18 protein-coding genes and 2 pseudogenes are annotated in these 25,254 nt (G+C 68.6%); 8 read left to right on the top strand and 12 right to left on the bottom strand.

What is annotated here, in order from left to right:
* The first annotated feature begins 894 nt into the window (after positions 1-894).
* Positions 895-3,561, top strand: a complete 2,667-nt coding sequence (locus AB0H53_RS21735; protein WP_362115678.1) for a Helicase associated domain protein — start codon at positions 895-897, stop codon at positions 3,559-3,561.
* A gap of 153 nt (positions 3,562-3,714) precedes the next feature.
* Here AB0H53_RS21735 and AB0H53_RS21730 read toward each other — a convergent pair whose 3' ends face one another.
* The 3 genes from AB0H53_RS21730 to AB0H53_RS21720 form a co-directional block, all read right to left on the bottom strand.
* The gene (locus AB0H53_RS21730; protein WP_362115693.1) at positions 3,715-4,665 is read right to left on the bottom strand and encodes a DUF4238 domain-containing protein; all 951 of its coding nucleotides are present in this window, start codon (positions 4,663-4,665) and stop codon (positions 3,715-3,717) included.
* 148 nt (positions 4,666-4,813) lie between these two features.
* Positions 4,814-6,463 carry a hypothetical protein gene (locus AB0H53_RS21725; RefSeq protein WP_362115690.1) on the bottom strand — a complete coding sequence of 550 codons (1,650 nt, stop codon included), beginning with the start codon at positions 6,461-6,463 and terminating at the stop codon, positions 4,814-4,816.
* A 162-nt stretch (positions 6,464-6,625) separates the two neighbouring features.
* Positions 6,626-7,102 carry a hypothetical protein gene (locus AB0H53_RS21720; RefSeq protein WP_362115675.1) on the bottom strand — a complete coding sequence of 159 codons (477 nt, stop codon included), beginning with the start codon at positions 7,100-7,102 and terminating at the stop codon, positions 6,626-6,628.
* Positions 7,103-7,537: 435 nt separating this feature from the next.
* Here AB0H53_RS21720 and AB0H53_RS21715 point away from each other — a divergent pair, with 435 nt between their 5' ends.
* Positions 7,538-8,095 (top strand): helix-turn-helix domain-containing protein, encoded by a 558-nt coding sequence (locus AB0H53_RS21715; protein ID WP_362115672.1) that lies wholly within the window; start codon positions 7,538-7,540, stop codon positions 8,093-8,095.
* Positions 8,096-8,129: 34 nt separating this feature from the next.
* Here the strand turns inward: AB0H53_RS21715 and AB0H53_RS21710 are convergent, their stop codons facing one another.
* Both AB0H53_RS21710 and AB0H53_RS21705 read right to left on the bottom strand, forming a co-directional pair.
* A complete protein-coding gene (locus tag AB0H53_RS21710) occupies positions 8,130-9,242 on the bottom strand; it encodes a hypothetical protein (RefSeq protein ID WP_362115669.1) in 1,113 nt (370 codons plus the stop codon).
* 85 nt (positions 9,243-9,327) lie between these two features.
* Positions 9,328-9,669, bottom strand: coding sequence for a hypothetical protein (locus AB0H53_RS21705; protein ID WP_362115666.1), 342 nt, complete (start codon positions 9,667-9,669; stop codon positions 9,328-9,330).
* Between the two features lie 93 nt (positions 9,670-9,762).
* On the opposite strand from AB0H53_RS21705, the gene AB0H53_RS21700 reads away from it, so the two are divergent.
* Positions 9,763-10,623, top strand: a complete 861-nt coding sequence (locus tag AB0H53_RS21700; protein ID WP_362115663.1) for an ROK family protein — start codon at positions 9,763-9,765, stop codon at positions 10,621-10,623.
* Positions 10,624-10,632: 9 nt separating this feature from the next.
* On the opposite strand, the gene AB0H53_RS21695 is transcribed toward AB0H53_RS21700, so the two are convergent.
* Positions 10,633-11,151: an NUDIX hydrolase gene (locus tag AB0H53_RS21695; RefSeq protein WP_362115660.1), complete on the bottom strand. Its 519-nt coding sequence runs from the start codon at positions 11,149-11,151 to the stop codon at positions 10,633-10,635.
* A 148-nt stretch (positions 11,152-11,299) separates the two neighbouring features.
* Here AB0H53_RS21695 and AB0H53_RS21690 point away from each other — a divergent pair.
* A pseudogene (locus AB0H53_RS21690) lies at positions 11,300-11,674 on the top strand (transposase); the annotation flags it as partial.
* Positions 11,675-11,900: 226 nt separating this feature from the next.
* Here the strand turns inward: AB0H53_RS21690 and AB0H53_RS21685 are convergent.
* Both AB0H53_RS21685 and AB0H53_RS21680 read right to left on the bottom strand, forming a co-directional pair.
* Complete coding sequence (locus AB0H53_RS21685) at positions 11,901-12,518, bottom strand: hypothetical protein (RefSeq protein WP_344366988.1); 618 nt, start codon at positions 12,516-12,518, stop codon at positions 11,901-11,903.
* Positions 12,519-13,189: 671 nt separating this feature from the next.
* On the bottom strand, positions 13,190-13,414 hold the full coding sequence (locus AB0H53_RS21680; RefSeq protein WP_362115656.1) for a hypothetical protein: 225 nt from the start codon (positions 13,412-13,414) through the stop codon (positions 13,190-13,192).
* A gap of 324 nt (positions 13,415-13,738) precedes the next feature.
* Here AB0H53_RS21680 and AB0H53_RS21675 point away from each other — a divergent pair, with 324 nt between their 5' ends.
* Positions 13,739-13,909, top strand: a complete 171-nt coding sequence (locus tag AB0H53_RS21675) for a hypothetical protein (protein ID WP_362115653.1) — start codon at positions 13,739-13,741, stop codon at positions 13,907-13,909.
* A gap of 200 nt (positions 13,910-14,109) precedes the next feature.
* Here the strand turns inward: AB0H53_RS21675 and AB0H53_RS21670 are convergent, their stop codons facing one another.
* Positions 14,110-14,478: an STAS domain-containing protein gene (locus AB0H53_RS21670; protein WP_362115650.1), complete on the bottom strand. Its 369-nt coding sequence runs from the start codon at positions 14,476-14,478 to the stop codon at positions 14,110-14,112.
* Entirely contained in the window at positions 14,475-15,863 is a 1,389-nt protein-coding gene (locus AB0H53_RS21665) for a SpoIIE family protein phosphatase (RefSeq protein ID WP_362115647.1), read from the bottom strand. The genes AB0H53_RS21670 and AB0H53_RS21665 overlap by 4 nt, the downstream gene beginning before the upstream one ends.
* A 224-nt stretch (positions 15,864-16,087) precedes the next feature.
* On the opposite strand from AB0H53_RS21665, the pseudogene AB0H53_RS21660 reads away from it, so the two are divergent.
* Positions 16,088-16,525 (top strand): annotated as a pseudogene (locus tag AB0H53_RS21660) (hypothetical protein); the annotation flags it as partial.
* Between the two features lie 69 nt (positions 16,526-16,594).
* Here the strand turns inward: AB0H53_RS21660 and AB0H53_RS21655 are convergent.
* Positions 16,595-17,683: a hypothetical protein gene (locus tag AB0H53_RS21655; RefSeq protein ID WP_362115644.1), complete on the bottom strand. Its 1,089-nt coding sequence runs from the start codon at positions 17,681-17,683 to the stop codon at positions 16,595-16,597.
* A gap of 1,267 nt (positions 17,684-18,950) precedes the next feature.
* Positions 18,951-22,235, bottom strand: coding sequence for an RHS repeat-associated core domain-containing protein (locus AB0H53_RS21650; protein ID WP_362115641.1), 3,285 nt, complete (start codon positions 22,233-22,235; stop codon positions 18,951-18,953).
* A gap of 1,183 nt (positions 22,236-23,418) precedes the next feature.
* On the opposite strand from AB0H53_RS21650, the gene AB0H53_RS21645 reads away from it, so the two are divergent.
* Together AB0H53_RS21645 and AB0H53_RS21640 are read left to right on the top strand one after the other, a co-directional pair.
* Positions 23,419-24,576: an LPXTG cell wall anchor domain-containing protein gene (locus AB0H53_RS21645; RefSeq protein WP_362115638.1), complete on the top strand. Its 1,158-nt coding sequence runs from the start codon at positions 23,419-23,421 to the stop codon at positions 24,574-24,576.
* Between the two features lie 171 nt (positions 24,577-24,747).
* Positions 24,748-24,903, top strand: coding sequence for a hypothetical protein (locus AB0H53_RS21640; protein WP_362115635.1), 156 nt, complete (start codon positions 24,748-24,750; stop codon positions 24,901-24,903).
* Positions 24,904-25,254 lie beyond the last annotated feature (351 nt).

The raw sequence follows: 25,254 nt of genomic DNA, 5'->3' as shown, positions 1-25,254 counted from the left end.
GGTACCCGCTCCGCGGGTACCACATCGCTGCGCGATGTGCAAGCGAACCCCCGCGCTGCGCGCGGGGGTTGCGCTCCCGCTCCGCGGGAGCGCTGGCGGGCGGCTGCGCCGCCCGCTCACCCCCGCCTGCTGCGCAGGCGGGGGTGACGGTCCGTCCGCTGCGCTCCCGGACCGGGCGGGGCGTTGCCCCGCTTCCCGGGCTTCCGCTGCGCTCCATCCCGGGTCGGCTCGTCCGCTTCGCTCCCTCGCCTCAACGCCCCTTTCGGCTGCGCCTCCAGGGGTGCTGGGCCCGCTGACGCGGGCCGGTCTGGCAGCAAGGGTGGGGTGTCGCTCGTTCGTGTCGGGTTCTAGTGTGCGCGTGCATCAGGTTGATGCAGCATGTACCGTTGGCGGAAACACAGGACACCCGCCAACGATCCTGGCCGGGTGTTTTCTTACCAGGAGGGTGGTGGCAGGTCGGGGCGGCATACCTCGCAAGCGCCGAGCCTGGCCTGGACGTCGCTGCGTGGGACGGACTCGATGTCGTGGACATCGTGGCCTTTCCAACGGGCATACCGTTGGCCGTCCTTGAGGCCTTCGCAGTTTGGTGTGCGGTGGTAAACGCTGCCGCCCTTCGTGATGTACACCCTTCGGGGGAGGTTTGATTGTGCTGAACGGCAATGGTCGCACTGGGAGGATGGAAGGAACATGACCTCGCAGAAGTCGTTAGCCATGACCAAAATTCTAATGTGCTGCTCCTCTCGTGACCATGTTCTTTTTGGTCAAGGAAGGTCGTGAACCGATGTTGCACCGAGGTCCTCTGACTGGGTGACAGGTGGAGAGGCAGGCTTTCAGAGTAGATTCTGCTCGCCTCTGTAATAATTATCTTTGAACTCAGGAAATAGGAGACATTGAATGCCGGTGATCCAACTCCGGGAACACCAGGTAGACCAGAAAGCGCGTTTCCGTAAGTGGGTGGGATTCCCTGCAAGGTCGTCCGTGCCCCCGCAGGGTGCCCGGGGCACGATCGTGTCAGCGACCGGATCGGGAAAGACGATCACGGCCGCCGCGTGCGCGCTGGAGTCGTTCGCGGACGGCCGGATCCTCGTCACTGTTCCGACTCTGGACCTGCTGGCGCAGACCGCCCAGGCGTGGCGCCTGGTGGGCCACCGGGCCCCGATGGTGGCGGTGTGCTCCCTGGAGAACGACCCGGTGCTGACCAAGCTGGGCGTGCGCACCACCACCAATCCGATCCAGCTCGCGCTGTGGGCCGGATCCGGGCCGGTCGTCGTGTTCGCTACGTACGCCTCTCTCGTGGACCGCGAGGACCCCGAAGACCCGACGGGTCAGCGGAAGGTTCGCGGGCCGCTGGAGGCCGCTCTGGCGGGCGGGGAGCGGCTCTACGGCCAGCGCATGGACGGCTTCGACCTCGCGATCGTGGATGAGGCCCACGGAACCGCCGGTGATCTTGGTCGACCGTGGGCGGCGATCCACGACAACAGCCGTATCCCCGCTGACTTCCGGCTCTACCTGACCGCGACCCCGCGCATCCTCGCCGCTCCCCAACCGCGCAGGGGCGCGGACGGCCAGGAGGCGGAGATCGCGACCATGGCCGACGACCCGACCGGCACCTACGGCGCGTGGCTCGCAGAGCTCGGGCTCTCGGAGGCGATCGAACGGGAAATCCTCGCCGGGTTCGAGATCGACGTCCTGGAGATCCGCGACCCCTCCCCCGTGATCGGTGAGACGGAGGAGGCCCGGCGCGGCCGGCGCCTGGCGCTGCTGCAGACCGCGCTCCTGGAGCACGCCGCCGCGTACAACCTGCGCACCATCATGACGTTCCACCAGAAGGTCGAGGAGGCCGCCGCGTTCGCGGAGAAGCTCCCCGAGACCGCGGCCGAGCTGTACATGAACGACGCCTCGGACGAGGACCTGGCGAAGGCGGAGAAGCTCCCCGCGTCGTCGATCGACGCGGAGTTCTACGAGCTGGAGGCCGGCCGCCACGTACCCCCGGACCGGGTGTGGTCGGCGTGGCTGTGCGGCGACCACCTCGTCTCCGAGCGGCGCGAGGTGCTGCGCCAGTTCGCAGGCGGCATCGACGCGGCCGGGCGCCGGGTGCACCGCGCCTTCCTCGCCAGCGTTCGCGTGCTCGGGGAAGGCGTGGACATCACCGGCGAACGGGGAGTCGACTCGATCTGCTTCGCCGACACCCGCGGCTCCCAGGTCGAGATCGTGCAGAACATCGGCCGGGCGCTCCGGCTCAACAAGGACGGCCGCACCAAGGTGGCCAGGATCATCGTGCCGGTGTTCCTGGAGCCCGGCGAGGACCCCACCGACATGGTCGCCAGCGCCTCGTTCCGCCCCCTTGTAGCCGTATTGCAGGGGCTGCGTTCGCATGACGAACGTCTGGTCGAGCAGCTCGCTTCCCGGGCGCTCACGAGCGGCAAGCGCAAGGTCCACGTCCGGCGCGACGAGGACGGGCGGATCGTCGGGACCGGCGGCGAGAGCGAGGACCAGGAGCAGGACGACGACATCCAGGCCGCCGCCGAAGCGGCCCTGCTCCACTTCTCCAGTCCGCGCGACGCCGCGACGATCGCGGCGTTCCTGCGTACGCGGGTCTACCGGCCCGAGTCCCTGGTGTGGTTGGAGGGCTACCAGGCGCTGCTGCGGTGGCGGAAGGAGAACGAGATCACCGGTCTCTACGCCGTTCCGTATGACGTCGAGGGCGAGGTCGGCGTCACCAAGGACTTCCCGCTGGGGCGATGGGTGCATCAGCAGCGGAAGGCGCTGCGGGCCGGGGAGCTGGAGGAGCGGCGCAAGACGCTGCTGGACGCGCCGGAGGCCGGGATGGTCTGGGAACCGGGCGAAGAGGCGTGGGAGAACAAGCTCGCCGCGCTGCGGTCCTACCGGCGGGCCATGGGACACCTCGCGCCGCGTCAGGACGCGGTGTGGGGCGAGGGCGAGGCGATGATGCCGGTCGGCCAGCACATGGCCAACCTCCGCCGCAAGGGCGGCCTCGGCAAGGACCCGAAGCGAGCGGCGGAGCGCGCGCAGCAGCTGGCCGCGGTCGATGAGGACTGGAACTGCCCGTGGCCGCTGGACTGGCAGCGGCACTACCGCGTCCTCGCCGACCTCGCCGAGGACGAGCCTGGCGGGGTGCTGCCGGCCATCGAACCCGGAGTGCTGTTCGAAGGCGACGACATCGGACGGTGGCTCCAGCGGCAGAAAAAGCCCGCCACCTGGAAGCTGCTGTCGACCGAGCAGCAGGAACGGCTGTGGAAGCTGGGCGTGCAGCCCGACCAGACTCCTACCGCCCCGGCAGTCGCTCGTACGACGAAAGCCCCGAGCAAAGCCCAGCAGGCATTCCAGCGGGGCCTGACGGCCCTCACGCAGTGGGTAGAGCGGGAAGGCACGGACCGGCCCGTACCAAGGGCCCACAGCGAACACATCACAGTCCACGGCGAGGCAGAGCCGGTGACCGTGAAACTCGGCGTATGGATCTCGAACACACGCGCGAGGCGGGACCGGTTGGGCGCCGAACAGCTCGCCGCCCTGCGGGAGCTCGGCATCAAGTGGGTGTGACACGCCGCCTCGCTCGTTGTTGAGCTGGAAGGTCAACAAAGGCCCCGGGACGTCGTAACCCCGGGGCTTTTGTCTGCTTTCTAGCGCCGGACCCGGTGCCACGTGGGTCGCAACACAGGGCCGCTGATGGCTGTGGGCCAGGGTTTATCCAGGTCAGGGGTACAACACGTCTGGGGAGCGAGGCGGTGGATGCTCCACGGTCCAGCGCCGTTCAATGTTCTGACTGGGCGGAAATACGCCGTACTCCAAGATGTACTGAGGACCAGAGTGCGTCTGCCCGTCCCACGGCTTGGGCTGACCCGGGCTGTTCGGCTCCCAATGCTTCCAGGGATCGTGCTCCGGGTGGTGGATCACGAACTGGTCAGCCACGTCGTACGCCACCTCCACGAGCGCGAAGCCGATGGCGCCCTTCGCGTGCATCAAGTGGTCCACGTGCTTACGCCGGTCGGTGCCCCGAGTAGCAGGGCCAGGCAGGAACAGAAAGCGGTGAGGATCCAGCGGAAGCAGGATGTCGCTCAGTGCGGCGGCGCGCAGCTGGTCTTCGTCGTCGGGGCGGTTCCATATGGCGATCGGGGTATCGCTGGTTAGCAGGCACATGTCGCTGAAGCCCAGCGCCCACGGACGTGCTTCCAAGATGAGCGCCAACCTGACGGTGTTCTCAACGATGTAGCGCAGGTGGGGGTTGTTCTGTGCGAGCGTGTGCACTTCTTGCGGGAGGCCGGTGATGTCCGGTGCTTCGGTCTGCAGGTGGGTAAGCCTTTTCCGCTGGCGCGTTGTGCGCAAGATCTGGGCAGCCATCCACCAGGCGAGGACATGGCGCTGGTCCGGTCTCAACGGCCAGTGCGGTGTGAGCGCCCAGTCCGGATCGTTCAGGAGGACCTTCAGGACTGTTTCGGCGTGTCCCTCAAGGGAGGTAAACAGTTCCTCAACAGCGTGGTGAGGGACCCCTTCGGCACTGATACCCCAGTAGTAGCCGGTCTCAGCGGCTATGCCGGTAGGCGTCACGGGAAACGGCTCATTGATCTTGTCGAGCCGTCGCACTTTCAGCTCGTACTTGCGGCGTGCTACGTGCTGGGCGAAGTGCTTCAGGTACATCTGCGGCACTGTGTGATCCCGGGTGCCGCCTGCCTTGGCCGCACGCTTCCCCGACGACGCCTTACCCACCGGCTGCCCTCCCCTGTTTGGCTTTTCACGCCAGTCATACACGCAACCAAACAGAGAGTGTCAGTGATTTGCGGGCACTGCAGGCTGTCTACTGGCTGGCCTGGTGCTGTGACTCGGCATGCTGGGCGAGCGCGCTGAGTGCGTCACCGGTCAGCGTGAGTACCTGCACGAACTGCTCATCGGGTCTCAATGCGTCAAGGCCGGCGCGCGTGAGGGTGGCGTGCCAGTCCTTCCCGCGCAGATGGGCCGGCCCGGTGGAGCGGAGGCCTTGCAGGACGCGCAACGGGCGGATCAGCGCGTCGCTGTCACCTCCGCTGGAGGAGACCCATGCTTCGAGGCAGTTGATGCTTTGCGCCTTGGAGTCGGTCACTCCGGGAAGGCGCCGGAGGGCCTTGACGTTCAGGTAGTCGATGACGCCTTTGGCGAGCAGCAGTATGAGGGTGTCGGCTTCGTGCTGCTCACTGCTGGTGGGCATGTGCAGGCCCTCGAAAGCGATTTGGTCGGCGGGGTGCCATGGCTTGTAGACCGCTTGTCCCAGAAGCGTTCCCAGGGCGGCGCTGAAGTGCTCTCGTGCGGCGAACAGTCGGCGTAGCGGGTCGGGCGGTCCATCGGTCCACCGGCCGAGGATGTCGCGGTCAAAGCGGCCCTCGTCGCGTCCTCCGGTGGGCGGGACGTTGAAGCTGAGCCAGTGATCGCGTTCTTCGGCTGGCAGGTCACGTCCGAGGTCTCCGAGGTAGACCTCGATGAGACCGTCGGGGTTGGTGCCGATGGAGATGCCCCAGAGTCCCAGGCAGCTCAGGCGGCCGTTCTCGATGCGGTAGCGGGACGGCTGAGAGGTGTACCGGTTGAGGACCTCGCGCCGGAAGTAGACCCGCGTCACGTAGTGCGGGGTGCCGCGGTCGGTGAAGTAGTTGCTCAGCTTGTCGGGCTCGCACGTGGAGGTGATGCGCTCCCCGGTGTTGGGGTCGATGGCGACCGTAAATTCCGGGAACCGGCGTTCGGAGGTGTGAGGGCGGGCCAGGTCGGCCGGTTCTGCCTCGATGGGCAGCACGATCTGCTTTCCGACCAGCCGTACGAAACCCGGGCGGTCCACGGAGTGGATGTCTCCGCTGTGGAAGGCGAAGTGCCGCAGGTCGGAGCGGTCGCTTGCGTCGATCGCCGGGTCGGGGACGTGATCGAGACGGGTGACCCGGTCATGCTGGATCACCAGCAAGCGGCTCCGTGCGGCGAGGTAGCGGCGCAAGGGCATGGCCGCGATGTCGATGCGCAGCTCGGTGTCGGTGCGTCGGGTGCGTACCAGTTCGTGGTCACGACCGGCGTCGTCTAGGTAGTACCAGGAGCCGTCGTTCCTGGGGATGGCGTCGAAGTACCACAGGAACGAGGGGGTGAACTCCAGCGTCGGTTCGGCGAGCCCGTGATGGGTGCGGAGCTGTACGAAGAACTCCGCGTGCTCCTCTTCGTCTCGCAGCCCCTCCTCGAAGACCGTGCGCTCCTCCGAGTAGACGGTGCTGATCCCAGCGGCGCCGATCGCGGCCTGACTCCAGGTGTACTCCTGCAGAGCATGTTCCCTCGCCGCAGGACGGGTCAGATAGCTGCTGACCCCCCAATCAAAACTGTCCTGGACGGGCTTACCGAGGACCGTGACCCACTCGGTGGGCGTGGCGGTGAGCGGAGCCAGGTACCCATCCGGCCTCGCGTATTCGGGAAGGTCATCGCAGCTTCCACTGCTGTAGATCATCGCCACGACCACAAGTGTAGAAAAGAGGAGGTCGGCCCGGCGCGCGGTTTTCGCCCGAGCGGTATCTCAGCGTGGGCTACCACTTGCAGCGGTGCGGCAGCTGGCGAGCGGCCCGGATGTCGCCTCGCCCCTGTCCTTGCTCTTACTGCGTGGACGTTCACGCTACGCACCGTCGTCGATGTGCAGCGTCCAGCGAGACGTGAAGCCGCTGTGGGATCCGAGTCGGGTGGCAAGTCCGCGCAGCGCCGCGTAGCCGTCGTCGCGTTCATCAGTGTTGCCGGCGCTGAGCAGCTGTTCGCAGGGATTAATGAGGTGGGTTTGGACAAGCCCAGGGCCATCGTGGTCCACCGTGCTCGCCCACCAGTCGCAGCCAGTCCGGGTAAACGTGACGAGCTGAGCTACGTCTTCTCCTGCGTGCTGGCAGGTGTCGCGGGCGTGATGGATGGCCAAGCCGGCGCGACGCAGTTCCCGCGCGAGAATGCCGACGCTGTGGGCCGAGGTGTTGGCGAGCCGGTCGCGTGCTGCGCGGGCCATCTCAGAAAAGGCATAGGACTCGTAGCCAGGGAGGTTGGTGGCGAGGAGGCTTCGGACTTCGTCGGTGCCGAAGAGTTCTGCGACCCGATCAGTGCTCGATCTCATGGTGGTCCTTCTTGTCGGCCCCGCGCCGGTCACCACCGTCCTCCGCGAGTGGCTCTCGCACAACACTGAGTCGTGTGACCGTGGTCACAGCGCGGCGGACCTGGGCAGGCCCGTGGTGGCACCGGCTGCGGAGGGGGTCACACGGCCTGGATGGGTGGGGCGTCCAGGCAGTCCAGGCCTCCATCCGGCGGGAGTCTCCCGCCTCACCCGTTGGTGGGACTCCGTACCGAAGGACAGCACCGGGCGCCGGCGACGTCCGTCCTGACGCGCGCCGCCAGCTTGTCGCCAGTGCCCCCCGAGGGGCTCGTAGCCTGCGTCAGCCGACGCCGTCCCGAGAATGCAGAAACTGGCAGGCAGGGGCGGGCGATGCGGGAGAACTGACGCTATGGACTGCGGGGGGCTGGCCCTGCCGACTGGCCACTGGGAGAGGCGGACGTGGGACAGATCGAGCAGGGACTGGAGCGCGCGTTGCGCACCCGTCCCATTCCCTCAAGCACTGAGGCCCGCCTGCGGTTTCTGCTGACGGCGCACCGGGGTTCCACCCGGAAGGTGGCCACGGTGCTGGGCGTCTCGCAGCGCACTGTGCAGCGGTGGATGACGAAGAAGCCAGGCGCGCGTCGCCCCCCGGGTCCGACGCAGGTTCGGGCGATCGAGGAAGCAGTCCTGGCTCGGTGGCAGCCCCGGATACGGGCCCGTCGGCGCGCCCAGGCCGAGAGGGAGGGCTTCGTCTTCCATACCAGGGCGCGGTTCGGGTTCGCGGCTTCAGCAGGCTCCTCGGACGACCCGCGGGTGCGGTGGATTACCCAGGACCTGCCGGGAGAGGTAGCTCGGGAGCTGTTCGCCGCCCGGGATGCCGGCGCGGGCGAGCAGCAGCAGACGGTGATCCTCGCCCGCGCGCTCGGGCACGCCTACTTCCGTGACGGGGGCCGCCGGGCCCACGGTCTGCACATCGCTTTCAGCGATGGCGAGTTCGCCGACTTCTCGATCGGCTGAGCCCGGCCCGTCGCGCGTAACCACGTCAGGGTGTTCAGCGTCGTGAGAGCCTGACGCGACTGGTCGGCACCGCTTGATACCTCTCGGCTTCCTGCCGCTCGCGCCAGTCCCACTCCACACGGCCGACTGGGCCTTTGCGGCGGGCTGCGGGCGGCTGGGGCGGGCGCAGTCTGGCCATCTCCGCCACGCGCAGCAGGTGTCCGCGGTCACCGGGCGCGGCGAGCAGTTCCTGGTCTTCGCCGGAGACGAGCCGGGTGAAGCAGGCCGCGGCCCTAAGGAAGATGCCCGCCCAGGGTGGTACGGGGTAGGCGGCGCAGCCGTCGGTGTAGCGGGCGCGGTCGTGGAGGGCGAGCGTGGCCGCGGCGGTGTCGTAGTCGCGGGGGCGTGCGGTGGCGAGTTGCTGGAGGGAGGCGCCGGTGAACAGCGCGGCGGCGACGGCCGCGGCCAGGCGCGGATGTGCGATCGCCGCGTGCAGGCGGTGGGCGACTCGCTGGGCGGTGTGCTCGGTGAGAGGAGCGGGCGGTGGGCGGTGCCGCCAGGCGATCGGCGGTGGCGTGCACGGGTCGGCGCAGGGGCGGGGGCTGTCGTAGGAGATGAGGCGTTCCAGTGCGGGCAGGGTGAGCCACGGACCGGTCGGCCCGGCAGGCTCGTCTGCGAGTGGGGGTTCGGTGACTGGTGTGCCGTAGTAGTGGCGGCGGGCTGCGTCGAGGTTGCTGGTGAGGGAGTAGTCGGCCGTCTGCAGGGCCTGGTGCAGGGCGGCGGGAAGGTGGGGGCGGTGGCAGACCAGGGTCAGGTGGATACCGGTGAGGGCACGCAGCTCCAGGAGGCGAATTGTGCGGCGGGTGGTGAGGCGGTGGGCGCGTAGGACGGTCAGCCGGGTGAGGGGCAGGGCGGTCATCCATGCGGCAGCGGCTTCCCAGGCGGGCTGGCGCCCGGCGGGGAAGCGCCCGGTGAGCAGGGGCGGTTTGCCCAGGGCGGCGAGAAGGTCGTGGGCGAGGCCGGTCTCGCTGGTGGTGCCCGGGCCGGGGTGCAAAGTGATCCGGCCGGACGGCAGGTGGTGGGCGGCCAGGGCGGTGCGGGTGTGGATGACGTCGTCATGGCGGTCGATGACCACGGTGACGGGCGGCGGTGGCGCGGCCAGGGGCATGGGTGGTGTGGTGGTCAGGCGAGGCGGCTGAAGGCCCAGCGAAGCAGTTCCTGGACCTTGGCGGCCAGATGAGGCCACAGGGTGGTCAGGTCGCGTTGGACTCGTGCGGCCAGGGCTGCGGGATCGTTCGCGGTCCACTGGTGGGCGGTGCCGATCGCATCGGCATCCTTCGCACGCGACGTGCTCTTGCGGGGAAGGCTCCGGAGGTAACCCGCGCGGTGAAGGTCACGGGGCCGGGCGGGCGCGGCAGGAACAGCAGCGGGTGGTGCGGGGTGAAGCCGAAGTGGCCGATCCGGGCCGCGGGCTCCTCGTCGAACAGTTGTGGCTCGGTCCACACCCCGACGCTGACCACCAGCCAGGCGTGCCCGTGGTCGGGGCCGGTGCACAGCCACAGGTCGAAGGTGCCGACACTGCTCGATAAAGCCAAGCGCGGTGAGGTTCCGGCGGGCGACGGTTCCCAACGGGACATGCATCGCCCCGCGATATTTGCTGCCTCAGGACCAACGCGTGAGGTGGGGCAATGCGGCACGCAACAGTGGGCGTGGACATCGGTGGCACGAAGTTGCTCATGCTGGCCGAAGGGCCGGATCTTGAGACACCGATCACGCGGCGCCTAGCCACCGGGCCCTCGACCAGTTCTGGAGACATCGAGGTAGCCGTCCAGGCGTTCCTTGCTGACAACTACCTGAAGCCCACGGCGCTGGGGATCGCAGTCCCTGGGCTTGTGGAGCACGGGCAGGTGAAGATCTCCGACGTCCTGCCACAGCTCAGAGGCTGGCAGGGAATCCTTGACGGCGCCCCTCAGTTGCTCGTCAACGATATTCGGGGCGCTCTCGCCCAGGAAACGGCCGGTCTCCCTCGGACCTCATCCGCCGTGGTGATCGTCTGTGGGACCGCAGTGGGCTCGGCCTACTTGTGTGAGGGACGAGTCGTTCGCGGCTCGCGGGGATGGGCTGGTGAGGTCGGCAGCATGCCCATGTCGACGCCTGAAGGCGTCAAACGGCTCGACGACGTGGCCGGCGGCGCCGCGATCGTGCATGCGCTGGGCAAGCCTCCAGAGCAGATCCATGCCGCGCTCGCCCAGGGCGATCGCCGCGCGAAGCACGTTGTGAAGGCAGCAAGCGAGGCATTCGGACTCGCCATCGCCTCGCTGGTCAACATCCTCAACCCCGACGTAGTACGAATCGCCGGCGGCACCCTTGGCTACTCGGGCTACTGGGACATCGCACTGGAGACAGCCCGGGTCCACAGCCTCCCCGAGTTGTGGGACGTGTGCACCGTCGCCCAAATCCAGGCCACGGAACTGGTCGTCGCCCGAGGCGCCATGCGTCTCGCCATCGCGTCCGCCGACGGCCAAGCGTGGATCCAGCAATACATCTGAGCTTGTTCTTTAACCTAGGGCTGTGCCGTGGCGGGTGCTCGTCAGCGCGTTGCGGCTGAGCTCTGCGAGATGAGCGTCCAGTGGCTGGAGTCGTCCTGGCAAGGGCTCTCGAAGGTCCCACCATCGGATGGCCGCGATCTCGTCGTTGGGCTGGAATAGCGGCGAGACGTCAGCGACCTGGCCGGTGAACAGGGCACCGTATTCGGCACGCTCGTCGGGTGCCAGGGTGAAGCCCGCGAAGCCGACGAAGCAGAGTTGTCCGTGGGGCACGTGACTGGTTTCCTCCAGCAACTCGCGCGCGGCTGCCTGGCGAGCAGTCTCGCCGGGATCGATCCGCCCGCCTGGCAGTTCCCACGTCTCCCGGAACCGGTTGAAGGCCATCAAGACGCGGCTGCCGTGCCACAGGGCCACCAGCGCAACCGGCAGGGGTGCATCACCAGGCGGCTTGTCTTCCGCTCCTCGGACGAAGGTGACCAGGGCGTTGCCGCGGTCGTCAACGGCGAGCGGTGGAGAGTCGGGAGCAGCCACCTCGACATGATGCCCGCCTGCTCTGGTGATACCCCGACTCGTGCGTGCCGATCTCCGAACAGTTTCTCGAACGGGTTCGCTCAGGTGGGTGTTCGCCGGACGCTGAGACGGCCTTCGTCTGATCATGTGCTCCGGCCAAGGGGCACTGATGACGACGGAGGCCGTGAGGGTGAGTCTGCTGCCTGAAGCTGGTGTGGGGAAGGCGTTCGCGGAAGCGTCACGCTTCCGCGACGACTTCTTCGACTGCCTGACCGCGCGCGGGGACACGTTGTTCGAGCTGACCGATGCGCTGTTGTGTGCGGACGGGCCAGTGACCACGCCAGTGGACCTCACGCTGACGGCCGAGCACCGGCGCGGTCATGGCGCGATGTACGACGCGCTGAACAGCGGGAACATCGACGTGTCGCGGCTGCGGCGGGTGCTGGCCGGGCTGCCGCAGCTCCGGGCAGCCGACGGGCGCCTGGTCCTGGCGGTGGACATCACCCACTGGCTCCGGCCGGACGCTCCGACCAGTGCGGACCGACGTGAACGGCTACGGCCGGACACCGGATCGGCGTCTTGCCCGTGAACAGCCGCGCGGGGCCCGGGCGCCGGCGACTCCCGGCCACGCCTTGCGCACTCCCGCCGCGCCTGTGCCGCGGGAGTGCCGCGGACCGCCCCGCCCCTGCTTCACCAGGGGCGGGGCGGCGGTAAGGGACGGGGTGTCGTCCCATGCGGGGCTGGTCCGGTCATTCCCCCGCAGGGTCGGTTCAGCAGGGAAGAGTGGACTTCCCGGCGGCGCCGGTCGCGCCGGTGGTGCCGTCGGTATCGAAAGTGGCGGCGGTGCCGTTGCCGCCGGGCTTGCCGGGACACACCGGGCTGGCGGCACCGCCCGCACCGCCTGTGCCGCCCTTGCGGCCACCGCCCACCGTGGACGCCCCACCGTTACCGCCCTTGCCGCCGGCGATGCCGCTACCCGCGTCGCCGACCCCGCCGACGCCGCCCTTGCCTCCCTTGCCGCCGAGGGTGGCGCCGCCACCCAAGCCGCCGCTGCCGCCGTTGCCGTTGGCGCCCCCGGCGCCCCCGGCGCCGCCCGCACCGCCGACACTGGCGCTGCCGCTCGCGTCGCCGCCGGCGCCGCCGGTGCCTCCGTTTCCGTTCGCGCCGGCGGCACCGCCGGTCCCGCCGAGGCCGCCGATCCCGCCACTGGTGCCCGTGCCGTTCGCTCCGTTGGCCCCGGGAAGGCCCAGGAGGCTGAATCCGCTGAGGGAGCGGGCGCTACCCCTCTCAGCGAAGCCCGCCGCGGAAGCCAGGGCGGGGGTGGCGGTGAGACCGGCCACGGTGATCGCGGCGACCAGAAGGGTCCGGGGAAGAGCAGTCGTGCGCATGAAGCGCATGAGGAAACCTCTCGAAGTGCGCGACCGCAGATGCTCCACGGCCGACATCCTCAACCTACCCGCGAACACACCACCACATATTTCGCATGATGATCCAATGGCGCTAAACAGACCTTCTGGTCGATAATTGACCTTAACGTACCTGCGCTTGGCACTACCCGTGACCACAGGACCTGCCCCGACACCTGCCACAGAGCAACGTCATCAGCTCAGCGACGCCGCCCACGAGCCGCTCGAGCTCCTAGATACGGTGACACCCTCCCGGAGCCGGGTGGCCACCTTCAGGTGCCGACGCCGGCACCCGACCCGGGGCAGTACCCGGAGCGGGGGCCGTGTTCGTTTCTGCGCCCGCGAAGAAGTGACGGCCCCTCGGGGCCACGGAGCGGCGGCGGGGGCTTCTGAGAGGCGATCCAGCCGCCCGCAGCCGGCGCGTACCAAGCGGACGCCGGTTCTTGACGCAGCACACGACCCCCTCCATCGGTGTCGGCCCGGCCCGCAAACAGCGGCGGACAGCCGGGAAGTCGGCGGCTGCCCGACGGCACCCGGCGGGCGAGTCGGCACCCTGCTTGATGATCTGGAACAGCGGCTTGGTGCCCGCGTCCGGGATGCGGTCGCGCAGCACGATCTCCACCGCGATCAGAGAGTGCATGACCGCCACGGTGCTATGCGGCGTCGAAGTGGTGGGCTCGACCCCCGCGCCACTCGACCCAGTGCGGGTCGTCCAGTAGGGCGTCCGGGTCCTGCACGCCAGCAGCCTCAAGGAACACGATCAGGTCGTGGTCGGAGTGCGCCAGCCCGAGGATCTCGTCCCGTCCGTGCCGGTGCACGGTGACGCGCCGACCGCCTGTCTCGGACGGCTGGTGTACGACGATCGGCGCGCTGCCCATGAGCACAAGGGTGCACCGGCTGGCGGGGCGACGCACCCAGGCGGTTGATGCATTCGGCACACTTTTATGTGCCGTTTACATGGCTGATTTGGGGTAGTCGGGGGCTGAGAGCGTTGATCTTGACGCGGCGCTTCCGCGCTCGTGGAGTGCACGAGGTGCTTTGCACGGACTGGATGGACGCATCGCCATGAGCATGGAAAACCCCGCTCGGTAACCCGGCACCAGTACTCGGGCAGCGACCCTGTCGCGCATCGGCCCCGCCGTCTGTCGACCGAGACGAAGTCGGCTCTGAAGACGACCGAATTCTTCACCTACCTCGCCTCCGTGGTCGCGGTACTGATCGCTTCCATGGTCGTGGGCACCGAAGAGGGACACGCCGACTACTTCCGCGCCGACAAGGCATGGCTGTACATCGTGATCCTGACCGTCGGCTGCATGATCAGCCGCGGGCTGGCCAAGTCCGGCAGCCGCGACCCCTACGACGAATCCCACTGACCCGGCGGGGAAAGACAGCATCCGGTGCGCTGCACGCCACCACCCGACGTGTAGCGCCATGGCGGAGCGGATGAGCGCGCGCCGCGACCAGTACGTTGGTCGCGGCGCGCGCTTGGCCATGCCCGCGCCGGCCGCGGCAGAAAGGCCGGGCCGTGCAGTGCTAGCCAGCTGGTAGTGCCGCCCCTTGCGAGCGAGAGGTCTCAGGCGGTGGTGCGGTTGCCTTGGCGTGCGGCAAGCGCGGCGTCGGCGCTGGGATGGGCGGGCAGGAAGGTGTCCACCCCAGTGACGCTGAGCAGGCGGCCCAGCCGGTCGGGGATTGCCGCCAGTGCCAAGGAGCCGTCGGCGTCCTTGGCGCAGCGCCATATGCCGACGAGGGCGCCCAGCCCTGAGGAGTCACAGAAAGTGACGCCCGCCAGGTCGGCGATCAGGTCGGGGTGTCCGGCTGCGATGAGTTCCAGAGCGCGGGCCCGGACGGTGGGTGCGGCGGCGATGTCGAATTCGCCGGACAGTGCGATTACGGCCAGGGTGCCGTCGGTGTGCGGGACGTGGATGTGGAGTGCGTCGGTCATGGGCGTCGGTTCTCCTGCCCGACGGAGGCGTCGGCGGTCGGGGCGGCGGCGCTGCGGGCGGTGGTGGTGACGCCCGCGAGAGCGGTGTCCGCGGTGGGGACGGACAGAGCCAGTAGCGCCACGTCGTCGCGTTCGGTGTCTGGGAGGGTGTCCAGGAGCGCGACGGTGTCGTCGATCAGGGCGCCGGCCTTGACCGGCGTTGGCCGCCGGGCGAGGAAGTCGGTCAGGCCCGTGTCGGCGAGCATGTCGCCATCGGCGGTGCGGGCCTCGGTCAGCCCGTCGGTGTACAGCAGCAGTCCCTGGCCGGGTGCCAGGTGCAGGGTGCGTGAGGCGAAGGCGGCTTCGGCGATCGCGCCGACCAGCATGCCGCCCTTGGCGCGGACCGCCTCCACCCGTACCCCGCCGTCCTCGGCAGGGGTGAGGTGGTAGGCGGGCGGGTGGCCGCCTGTGGCCAGCGTGACCGTGAAACCACCGTCCGGGGTCGGATCGAGCAGGCCGAAGACGGCGGTGCAGAAGCGGGTACCCACCGCCGGGTCCAGCAGCAGCGCGGTATTCAGGGCTTTGAGCGCGGCCGTGGGGTCGGCGTCGACGAGGGCCGCGGCCCGCAGCGTGTAGCGGATCAGTGAGGTGACCGAGGCGGCTTCGGCTCCCTTACCGCATACATCGCCCAGGAAGAACGCCCACCGGCCCCCGCCGATCGGAAAGACGTCGTAGAAGTCGCCGCCCACTTCCTGCGGGGAGGCAGTCTTGTAGTGGCAGGCCAACTCCAGCCCCGGCACCGCGGGCAGCACGGGAGGCACCAAGGTCCGCTGCAGGGTGGAGGCGAACGCGGCGATGGCCACCTTGTCCCGCTCCGCACGCTGCCGGGCCTCCTCCTCCGCCTGGCGCTTCTCCTGCTCCACCTTGCGGCGCTCCTGCTCGGCACGCACCACCTGCAACGCCGACAGCCGCAACTCCAACTGGTCACGCACCACCGCCGCCAGGTCCGCCAGCGTGGCCGAATCCGCCTCGCTGATCTCACGGGGGCGGGTATCCAGGACATTGACCGTGCCCAGCCGGTACCCGTCGGCGGTGATGATCGGAGCGGCGGCGTAGAACCGCACCCCCATCGGGCCGGCGACCAGCGGGTTGGAGCAGGCGACCGGATCGAGCAGGGTGTCAGGGATGACGGTGGTGTCATCCGTCAGGACCGCCGAGGCGCACAGACCCGGATCGCGGCCGATCTCGGTGACACCTTCCAGGCCGTGCGTGGCCTTGAACCAGATCCGGTCCTCATCCACGATCGTCACCGTCGCCACCGGCACCTCGAACAGACGCGCCGCCAGCGCCGCGACCCGGTCGTAAGCGCCGTCCGGAGGCGTATCGAGAATGTCGTAACGGCGCACCGCCGCCAACCGCGCCGCCTCGACCGACGCGGCCAGAGGATCGTGCGGTGCTATCGCAGGCGGACTCGCTTGCTCCGGCATAACCCTCGTCTCGCTCATCCCCCAGGAAGACGCCGACCAGACAGTCAGCACCCCCAGCACTGTACCGACATGCCCCAGCGCACCCGATCCGACGACGAGCTTCGTTGAAACGGCCGCCGAAGCACCGACCGCAAGTGGGCGCAGTGATCACAAACAGGCGAAACGTGACGGCCTTCGTGGCCCGGCGGTTCGCCGACCGCGGCCTGCTGGTCGACCTGAGCGAGAACCCGGACAGAGACGCTGCACCACCCCGGCCAGGTCGACCAGGTCTGCCGCCCCGAGGACCTGGCGGACCTGGTCGCCGCCGACACCCCGCTCGGACCCGAGCAGGCCGCCGCCCGGCTTGGGGTGCGCAGGGTCGAGTGCGACTGGATGGTGCGGCTCGGCCGGGTCCGCTCCCCGCCGTCGATCAAGGTCCGCTTCAGCACGAGCCGGGCCAGGGCCGTCGACGTCGCGCTCTACACCACGGCGTCCGTCGACGCGGTCGTCCCCGCACACCCGGAAATCGACTGGAAGCAGCTGCGCACGATGGAGAAAGGCCGGCGCTCGCCGCGCTGGCGCAGCAGGCCGCCCCGGCCTGACCCGAGCAGCTGCTCGTCGACGCCGCCCCTCTCCGTGTCCGGCGGGAGGGGCGGCGTCGACGTGTGTGGTCAGCCGCGGCGGCGGAACAGCCCGCGGAGTTTGCCCGGCTCCTGGTCGTGCTCCGGCTCCGGTGGCCTGGCGGCCTGGAGGCGGGCGACTTCGACGGCTGCTTCCTTACGGGCGACGTCCTCGGCGTGGCAGGTGCCGCACACCGACAGGTCACCGGCGCTCCAGGCCGTCCTCGCGGTGGTCTCCTCCCAGCGCTGGTCGGTGAACTTCTGTCCGCACCGCTTGCACACCGGCCGCCACGCCTCCCGCTCAGCGGCACGGCGCCGCTCGTCCTCCGCTTCGGCGCGGGCGTACTGGCGGCAGTAGAGAGCGTCGCCGTCGGGGTTGTCGAGCGCATCGGTCAAGGTCTGTTCGTCCGCGCGCCCCAGGCACTGCCACACCGCCGCCTCCACGCCGTGCTCCGCCAGCTGCTCCAGAGCGGTGACGACGACCGGCACGGCCTGGCTGTAGTCCTTCGCCCTGATCGCCCCGCGGTAGTAGCTCTCGTACCGGCGCGGCGCCCAGAAGCGGCGGCCGGCTTCCTCGAGGACCTTCACCGTGTTGTCGACCTTCGCCTCGGTGGTGTCGGCGAACACGAACGCGAGTGGCACCAGGCCCTGCCGGCCGGTGGACGAATAGACCCGCCGCCACAGCCGCTTCTCATGGCCGACATCCTCAATCGCGCCCGGCTGGGAGCGGACATGAGTCACAGTGAGCCTGTCCGCGTCCGGTGCCAGCAGCCGGCCCCACTCCCAGTACCGGCGCAGCTTGGTCACCAGGTCGTGCGCGTCCTCGGTGCGGCGGTCGATCTCTAGCAGCATCACCGGCACCCCCGCCGTCGGTGCCCGCACCACCAGGTCCGCCCGCTGGACGTACCCGTTGCCAAGCCGGTGCGGAATCTCGGTGGCGAAGCCGAGCCTGTACCCGATCCCAGCACGGTGAAGTTCGGCGGCCGTCGAGGTGACCACTGCGGCGTGGTCGTCGTAGCCGGCGCCGAGCAGCTCCCCCGGTGTCCGGGTCGTACTTCTCCTCACGCAGCGCCGAGACCCGTCAGCCGCGCCCACCGATACGACGACCGCTACCAGGGCGATCCAATCTCCTTCGTCCATGGCGGGAAGCTACCTACCGAGAGGGCAGGCAGGCGGCACGACGAAGCCCGGGCGAGGGGACGACGACGGCGACGCGGCACCCGAAAGGACAGCGACTCAACGACCGTTGCCGCCGTACTCACCGGGAAACCGACACAGTCCGCGCGCTCCAGCACGGGACGGGGCCGCGGGCCCCGCAACAGGCCGGCCGGCGGGCAGGAGACGGGCCGTCAGGCGCGGAGAGCGGCGCACCACTGCTGCTGCGGCTTCCCGCATCGTGCGACTGGCTGCCTGCTCAAAAAGCCCTGACCAGGCCGACGTCTCCCCGAGCTCTTCCACGGCGGAGTCTTACCCCGCCGTCCGGTGGGCCGGCCGGTGTGCCACCGGGAGCCAAAGTCCTCGACACCGTGGGCCCGGGTGAGACCTTCACCGTCACGCTCCTGGCCTCGAACACCTGCGCTGAGCCCGCGCCCGTAGCGCAGAGCTCCGCGCCAAGCGCCGACTCTGCGCTACGGGCAGCGCCGTCTCCCTCACCGGCTCTGAACCTTGGTGCGGCGCGCGGCCACCTACATCAGACGGCGCGGACGCTGCGAAGGCATGGGCTCGTAGCTACTCTTTCGACGGGCGGTCGTACACGGCGGCGAGCACCGCGGCAGCCGAGCTCGCCACTACGAGGTCCGAGTCACGGCGGGCCGTCCCGGCACCGAACCGCCGGTTGACCAGGTGCCACCGCAGTCTCCACAGCGGCCGACGGCCGCCAGTCAGCATCGTGTGTACGTCCCCAATTGAACAGCCACCAAGGCACGCCCGGCGTGAACAGCTGGGCACTGTGTTGTCATCGAGCGCGGTGAACTTAACCTGCCGGGTCTGCTGAGCGTCGCTATATGGCTGCCCTCTGGTGACGCCTGGTGCCAGCGAGGGCACCCGGCAGTGACTGCCCCACGCTCGTTTCTACGGCTCCGGACGTACGACGGTCCGCCGATGGAGTCGGCGGACCGTCATGCAGGGCGGGACTAAGGAGCGTCGATACGTGGATACCTGCGGGCCTACGAGCGTTCTTTCCGCCTCCGACGCTTCTTGTGGTGTGCGGTTGCAGTGGAGACGAGTATCACCACGGTAGCCACGCCAGCCATCCAAAGCCAGGAATGCGACTTACTCCAACCGCGCTGCCACGGGTACATGAAGACGAGCGCGACGGCCATCATCACAAGCAGTCCTGCAACTGTCCGCATGATCTTCTTTGGCTTCATGGGCCTCCACCTACGTGGTTATCTCGTGATCGTTGCTGTCAGCCGGCGGAGCCGCCACGGAAGATCGGCATGAAGGGCGATACAAGACCGCTGGCGACGCCTGCCAACGTGGCGCCCTCTGTGTCTGCACCCACTGCGGCAGCAGTTCCGCCAGCGGCTGCACCGCCCCAGAGCCCTGCGGTCACAGCGCCGGCCGCTAGGCAGGCAGCGCCAGCGGTTGCGCCGCATGCCGCGCCAACTACACCGGCTGCCGCCGCAACCCCTGCTGCCGTGCCCACTGCGACAGCCACGCTCTTCCAATCAAGCAAACCTGTGGGGTCAATATTGTTGACAGGATCGCCACTGGCGTAGAGGTAAGGGTTGTCTTCCTGGCCCGACGGGTCGGGTTGGGTGAAGCGGCTGGTGTTGGGGTCGTAGTAGCGGGCGCCCATCTTGTACAGCCCGGTGGGGTCGGCGTAGGTGCCGGCGAAGCGGTAGGGCTGGGGGATGGTTTCGGTGGTGGTGGGGCGGGCGCGGCCGGTGGGGTTGTAGGCGTAGGTGTGGGTGCGTGTGCCCTGCTCGTCGACGAGGCCGAGGACGTTGCCGGTCGCGTCGGTGAGGTAGTAGTAGCTCTTGCCCCCGGTTCGCATGGAGGTGAGTGTGCCCGCGGGTTCGCGGATGAATCCGGTGTCGGCTCCGGCGGTGGTGGTTCCGGTCAGGCCGAGGGCGGTGTGGTGGAACCAGGTGTCGCCGAGTTTGGTGCGTTCGCTGTTGTCGGTGCCGGCGTGGACGGCGTCGCGTGCGGTGCCGGAGGTGGTGATGGTCTTCAGCTGGCTGTGGTCACTCCAGGTTTCGGAGGAGCGGGCGTAGCCGGTGCCGGGGGTGGCGGCGGTTTCGTTTCCGGATTTGTCGTAGGCCCAGCCGTCGGTGGAGCCGCCCTTCGAGATGAGCTGGGAGGCGTCGTTGTAGCCGAAGGTCGCCGTGGTGGGACAACTGGTTGCGGAGGAGTCGTAGTGGGTGAGGTTGCCCGCCTTGTCCCAGCAGTACAGCCAGGACGCCTTGCGGGCACCGGCCGCGTCGGCTTCCTTGGCGTACGACAGCCGCCCCTGGGAGTCGTAGGAGTAGCTGGTGGTCAGCTTGGTGGCGTTGTCGGTGCGGGTGCGGATCTTGGTGCCGTCGGTAGCGCTCCCGGTGCCGTAACCGTAGGTGTAGGACAGGTCGACCAGGGTCGTCGTTCCTGAGACGGCCTTGATGGCCTTGGGGCGGCTGGATTCGTCGAGGGTGACGGTCTGGGTGGTGCCGCCGGGGTAGACGGTCTTGGTGCGCTTGTCGTTGTTGTTGTAGTCGTGGTCGGTCTTCTTACCTGCAGGGTCGGTCAGGAAGTCCAGACGGCCGGCCGCGTCCCAGGTGTAGTCGGTCTTGCCGTTGGGGTCGGTGTAGTAGTCGACCTCCCCGCCGGGCATGTAGGCCAGTACGGTCTGGGCGCCGTTCTGGAGCGTGCGGGTGGCTTCTCGGTTGAGTTTGTCGAACGTCCAGCTCGTGGTGCCGGAGGCGTCGGTGCGGGTGGTGAGGTTGCCGTCCCCGTCGTAGCCGTAGGTGACGGTCATGGTGGTGGAGGACACCTTCCGCACGCGGTCGCGGGTGTCGTATACGTACACGCTCTTGATGCCCCGGCCGTCCGTGACGGTTTCGACCCGCCCGAGCGCGTCATACGTATAGGTGACAGCCCCCAGCGGGGCGGGCGGGGTCACCTTCGACAGGTTGCCCTTGGTGTCGTAGGTGAAGGAGGTGATCTTGCCGTTGGCGTCCTTCGCCGTGCACCGCTGGCCCTCGAACCCGCCGCAGGTCGGTGTGGCCTTGTTGTACGTGTACGACCGCTGACCGCCGGCCGTGCCGGTGGTGGTCACGGTCTGGGTGTTGCCGTTGGTGTCGTAGGTGTAGTCCTCCTTCTGACCGTCCGGGGTGCTGAAGTCCTTGGGCAAGTCGGTACCGGCGATCGTCTGGTAGGCCGAGACGGCTGCCGTCGCTCCGGTGGGAAGCTTGGCGGAGGAGGGGTTGTTACGGGCGTCCCAGCCGTAGGCGGTGACATTCGCTCCCGTTCCGTCGGCGCCGGTACCCATGGCGTCGGTGGCGGTCTGCACCAGGTGGTTCTTGTAGGTCTTCGAGCGGGAGTGGCCGAGCGGGTCGGTGACCTTGGTGATCTCACCGTCCGCGTTGTGCGTGTGGACGGTCTTGTCGCCCTCGGGGTCGGTCACCGTAGTGGTACCCGCGTCCGAGGGGGTGGCGCCGGAGTAGTCGTAGCGCCAGGTCGGGCCCGTGTGGCCCGTGCTGGTCGACTCCGTTGCCCGCTGCACCGAGCGCACCCGGTTGTGGGCGTCGTAGGTGAACAGGGTGATGGTGCCCTCGGGGGTGGTGACCTTGGTCAGGCGGCGGGAGGAGTCGTACTCGTACGACGTCGCCTTGCCCGCCGTGTCGGTGGCCCTCGCGAGGTCGCCGGCCGGGTTGAGGTCGAAGACGGCGGTGCGGCCGGTGTGGTCCTTGGCCTGCCACTGCGAGGCGTCGGTCTTCACCAGGTCGATCCAGCGCCCGGAGCGGGTCTCGGTCAGCTTGAAGCCCTTGTGCTCGGCCGTTTCGTCGTGCTGGTCGACGGTGATCGTGCCGTTGTTCTTGTCCGTGACCTTCGTCAGCGTGCCGTGGGCGTTGTAGGTGTCCTTCGAACCGGACTTGCGGTCGGTCAGCGTGTAGGTGCCGTCCGCGTTCTTCCTCAGGTCCTTGGAGTAGCCGGCCGGCGTGGTGAAGGAGCCGTCGGCGTTCTTCGCGAACCGCACCGCGTCACCGGTCGCGTCGTAGATGACGACCTCGGTCGACAGGATCTGCGCGTAGCGCTCGTACCCCTGCCACCACCGCTGGGAGACCTTCCCCCACGGGGCGTCCAGGGAGTTGTAGGTGCGGGTGAGCTGAAGCTTCTGACCCACGCCGGCGATGCTGAAGTCGGTGGCGGCCAGCATGAGGTTGCCGTTGGACAGGTTCACCCTCGCGACCAGAGCATCGTTGAGGCGCGTGTCGGAGAGCTCGTGCCAGGGGACCTCGCCCTGACCTTCGGGCACGTACGTCGTCTCTGCGGCCGCCGCAGCGACGCCGCTGCGCGCGGCCGGAGCGTTCTGCGTCGCCTTGCCCGTGGCGCGTGCCTTCTGGGCGGCGCGCCAGGCGGCCCGTTCGGCCGACGGTTCGGCTTCCGCCTCCGAGGGCGGGGCCTTCGTCACGCCGGCCGGGACCGGGGGCGCTTCGGCCTTGTTCGGCGTCGTCCACGGGGTCGTCGCCTCGGGCAGCTGCGGCTCGGGCATCGGAGCCGCGAAGGCAGGCGAGGCGGAGACGACCAGCGACACCGCCGTCACGGCCGCGGCCAGGGCCGAGCGAGAGGTTCTGCGGGCACGCCGAAAAGACGTGCCGGAAGCACGTGAACGCATCAACTTCCCCCCACAGGAAGACTCACCACAGCGACCCCAATGGCCACCGGGCGCCCACAAGCTTCCACAAGTCGTTGACCACTCGCGGCGCCATGCCCCCGATATTCGAACGTATGCGCACCGGAATCAGCCCCGCCACTTTCGTCGGGTAAAGGTGAAATAATCCACCCAATCGGGCGCTTGCAAGACCAAGCTGCGGGCTTGGCAGTTCACCGCACTGGAGCAATCTGGCGCGAAGTATTCGATCGCCCGCACCATTTACGGGGCGTCAACAAGCCCCCCGGCACACCCTCGACGCCGCGGCCCGCACGCGAAGAGATGAACCGGTACGAAGGCCCGCGGAACCCTGCGGTCGACGCTGCGGAGAAGGCGGTGCTGCTCCGCCTCGCTGCCGCGCGCCCCAACACGACCGTCACCTACGAGCCCGCCATGTAGCGGCTCGACCCTGGGCCCCCCGAGGGTTCGGGTGCAGGTATCCGTCATGGATCCGGGCCAGGCAGTCGTCAGCCGCCTGACCCAAGTCGGGTCTTCGGCTTGCCGGTTGCGGCATCGAATTGAGTGTCCAGGAGGAACAGCCCGGACTGGGATCAGGTGGTTCGCAGGGCTCCCTCGAGGCGGATCTCGCTGTCAGCCGCTGCTGAGCAGGTGCCGGTCACCTGGCACTTGTTCGCCTCGAGATCGGGGACGGCGATCTGGTACGCCTCGTCAGCGTCTCCGGCGGGGCGTAGCAGCGGCCGCTGTCGATGGCTTCACGGCCTGCCGCTCGCCTGCTTTGCAGCGCGGGTGGCCTGGCGGGCGACGAGCCGGGCCTATCCGCTGACTGACCTCACCAAGCCCTGATCACGACATGGCGTCTGCGGCACGGGCGGGCGCGGTGAGGCGCGGCGGGACTCGTGACGCAGCGCACATAAAGTTTTCGTCAGTTGGCGTACAACCATCCCCGCACGTCGCAGGTCATGCATGCGGAATCTACGGCCACACCCGTGACACCCCGCACCGGGTCGGCCCACACGACACCGTGCCGCTCCAGGCGGCACGCCCGGACTTCACTGAGGTCTTCATGAAGCTTCGCCGCGCCATGGCGGTCGCTGCCGCGACCGCCGTCATAGCCCCTGCCGCCTTCCTGGCGGCTCCGGCCGCGTACGCGACGGACGGCACCACCAGCACGACCTCGACCTCCGGCGCCACGGGCGAGACGGAGAGCGCCACGCCCGACGGCACGACGACCGACGACGCCCCGAAGACGGACGACGGCACGGCGACGACCGAGGACGGCACGGCGACCGAGGACGGTTCGAAGACCGGCGACGGTGCCGCCACCGAGGACGGCACGAAGACCGAGGACGAGCCCAAGACGGACGACGGCTCGAAGACCGAGGACGACACGACCACGGGCGGCGCCGAGGACGGCGCCGAGAAGCCGGGCACCGAGACCGGCAAGGACGAGGGCAAGGGCGAGGGCGAGGTCGGCTCCAAGCCCGGCGACGATGAGTGGTCGCCGTACGACTGCTCGGAGTTCAACCTTGACGAGAACCTCAAGGTGAACCTCACCGGCCTGCCCAGCAAGATCGTGGCCGGCTCCGGCTGGCACGACTTCGAGTTCTCGGTCACGAATGGTTCGGACGCCGACCTGAAGAAGGTCTACGTCGAGACGTTCACCGACTACGACAGCGCTGACGAGACGCTGAACGACGGCCTGGCGGAGGTTCAGTACAAGGACCCCGAGACCGGCGAGTGGACGGACTCCTACCAGGACTCCTACCAGGACGAGGAGGGGAACTTCGTCTACACCGGCTCCTTCGTCGGCATGATCGACAAGATCGAGAAGGGCGCCACGGTCGACATGGACCTGCGTGTCCGCGTCGACGCCAAGGCGCCGGCCGGCTCCTCGTTCGCCTTCAGCAGCGCCATCTACGCCGGTGAGGGCACGGCCTGCTACGGCAATGGCGATGAGTACGTGTTCACCGTCCTGGCAGCGGGCAGCAACGCCGGCGACGTGGACGAGGCCAAGCCGAGCGGCGAGAAGCCGGACGGCAAGAAGCCGGGCGACGCCAAGCCGCAGGGTGGGGCGAAGCCGCTTCCGGTCACCGGCAACCTCGCCGAGACCGGTTCCAACTCGATGCTGCCGACCATCGGTATCGCCGGTGGTATCGCCATCGTCGCCGGTGCCGGTGTCGTCTTCGCGCTGAAGCGCCGTAACAGCGGTGCCACCGCGTAACACGCGCACCACCGCATAGACCAGGCAGCTTTTCACCTGGCCGCAGACGCGGACGACGCCAGGCCGGGGCTTCGGGTGACAGAGGCCCCGGCCGGGGTTGCGATCACATGGTGCGCTTCGGACGGGTTCACCGCGCTGGCCGCTGATCAGTCCGGCGCCTCGGGTGACAGCATGAAGACCATCGTGCAGGCGGCGATCTCGGGCTTGCTGGTGCAGCTGGGACACACGGTCACGCGACCGTCCGACGACGCTGACCTACTTGTTCTTGCCGCGGCCCCCGAAGGGGTGTGGACGATCGCGTATTTCCCCAGGGGTAAGTTCACGTAATTCCCCAGGGCCTGGCGTTGATCTGGGGACTGCTATCCCCGAGCAGCTTCCCCAAGCATGCTGTCCTGAGGCGGAGACTGGGCTTCGACGATGAGTACTGTCATGCCGGTGTCCGCACAGGGACATCCACCGGCGGATACATCAGGGGGACCGGCCCGACTCCCAGGGCTAAACCATCGGAACCTGCGCCACGGATTACGTACCTGCCCGGCTTGAGACTGGCGGCCATAGAGCCTCCCACTGTCAGACGTCATCGACGGTGTCACGGTACGTAATGCTTCAGCCACTTCTGAGACACGGCTGCGAATTTCACCTCGCGAACTGATAACCGATTCGGCCTGGCCATCGACG

The organism is Streptomyces sp. NPDC050856, from assembly GCF_040653855.1.
Taxonomy (GTDB): Bacteria; Actinomycetota; Actinomycetes; order Streptomycetales; family Streptomycetaceae; genus Streptomyces.
This window is presented reverse-complemented; position numbering and strand designations above follow the sequence as displayed.

Excerpts from the sequence above, each read along its gene's own strand:
- AB0H53_RS21735 (WP_362115678.1), top strand. The coding sequence starts at position 895 with ATGCCGGTGATCCAACTCCGGGAACACCAGGTAGACCAGAAAGCGCGT.
- AB0H53_RS21725 (WP_362115690.1), bottom strand. The coding sequence starts at position 6,463 with ATGATCTACAGCAGTGGAAGCTGCGATGACCTTCCCGAATACGCGAGG.
- AB0H53_RS21720 (WP_362115675.1), bottom strand. The coding sequence starts at position 7,102 with ATGAGATCGAGCACTGATCGGGTCGCAGAACTCTTCGGCACCGACGAA.
- AB0H53_RS21710 (WP_362115669.1), bottom strand. The coding sequence starts at position 9,242 with ATGCCCCTGGCCGCGCCACCGCCGCCCGTCACCGTGGTCATCGACCGC.
- AB0H53_RS21700 (WP_362115663.1), top strand. The coding sequence starts at position 9,763 with ATGCGGCACGCAACAGTGGGCGTGGACATCGGTGGCACGAAGTTGCTC.
- AB0H53_RS21685 (WP_344366988.1), bottom strand. The coding sequence starts at position 12,518 with ATGCGCACGACTGCTCTTCCCCGGACCCTTCTGGTCGCCGCGATCACC.
- AB0H53_RS21680 (WP_362115656.1), bottom strand. The coding sequence starts at position 13,414 with ATGGGCAGCGCGCCGATCGTCGTACACCAGCCGTCCGAGACAGGCGGT.
- AB0H53_RS21670 (WP_362115650.1), bottom strand. The coding sequence starts at position 14,478 with ATGACCGACGCACTCCACATCCACGTCCCGCACACCGACGGCACCCTG.
- AB0H53_RS21655 (WP_362115644.1), bottom strand. The coding sequence starts at position 17,683 with ATGGACGAAGGAGATTGGATCGCCCTGGTAGCGGTCGTCGTATCGGTG.
- AB0H53_RS21650 (WP_362115641.1), bottom strand. The coding sequence starts at position 22,235 with ATGCCCGAGCCGCAGCTGCCCGAGGCGACGACCCCGTGGACGACGCCG.
- AB0H53_RS21645 (WP_362115638.1), top strand. The coding sequence starts at position 23,419 with ATGAAGCTTCGCCGCGCCATGGCGGTCGCTGCCGCGACCGCCGTCATA.
- AB0H53_RS21640 (WP_362115635.1), top strand. The coding sequence starts at position 24,748 with ATGAAGACCATCGTGCAGGCGGCGATCTCGGGCTTGCTGGTGCAGCTG.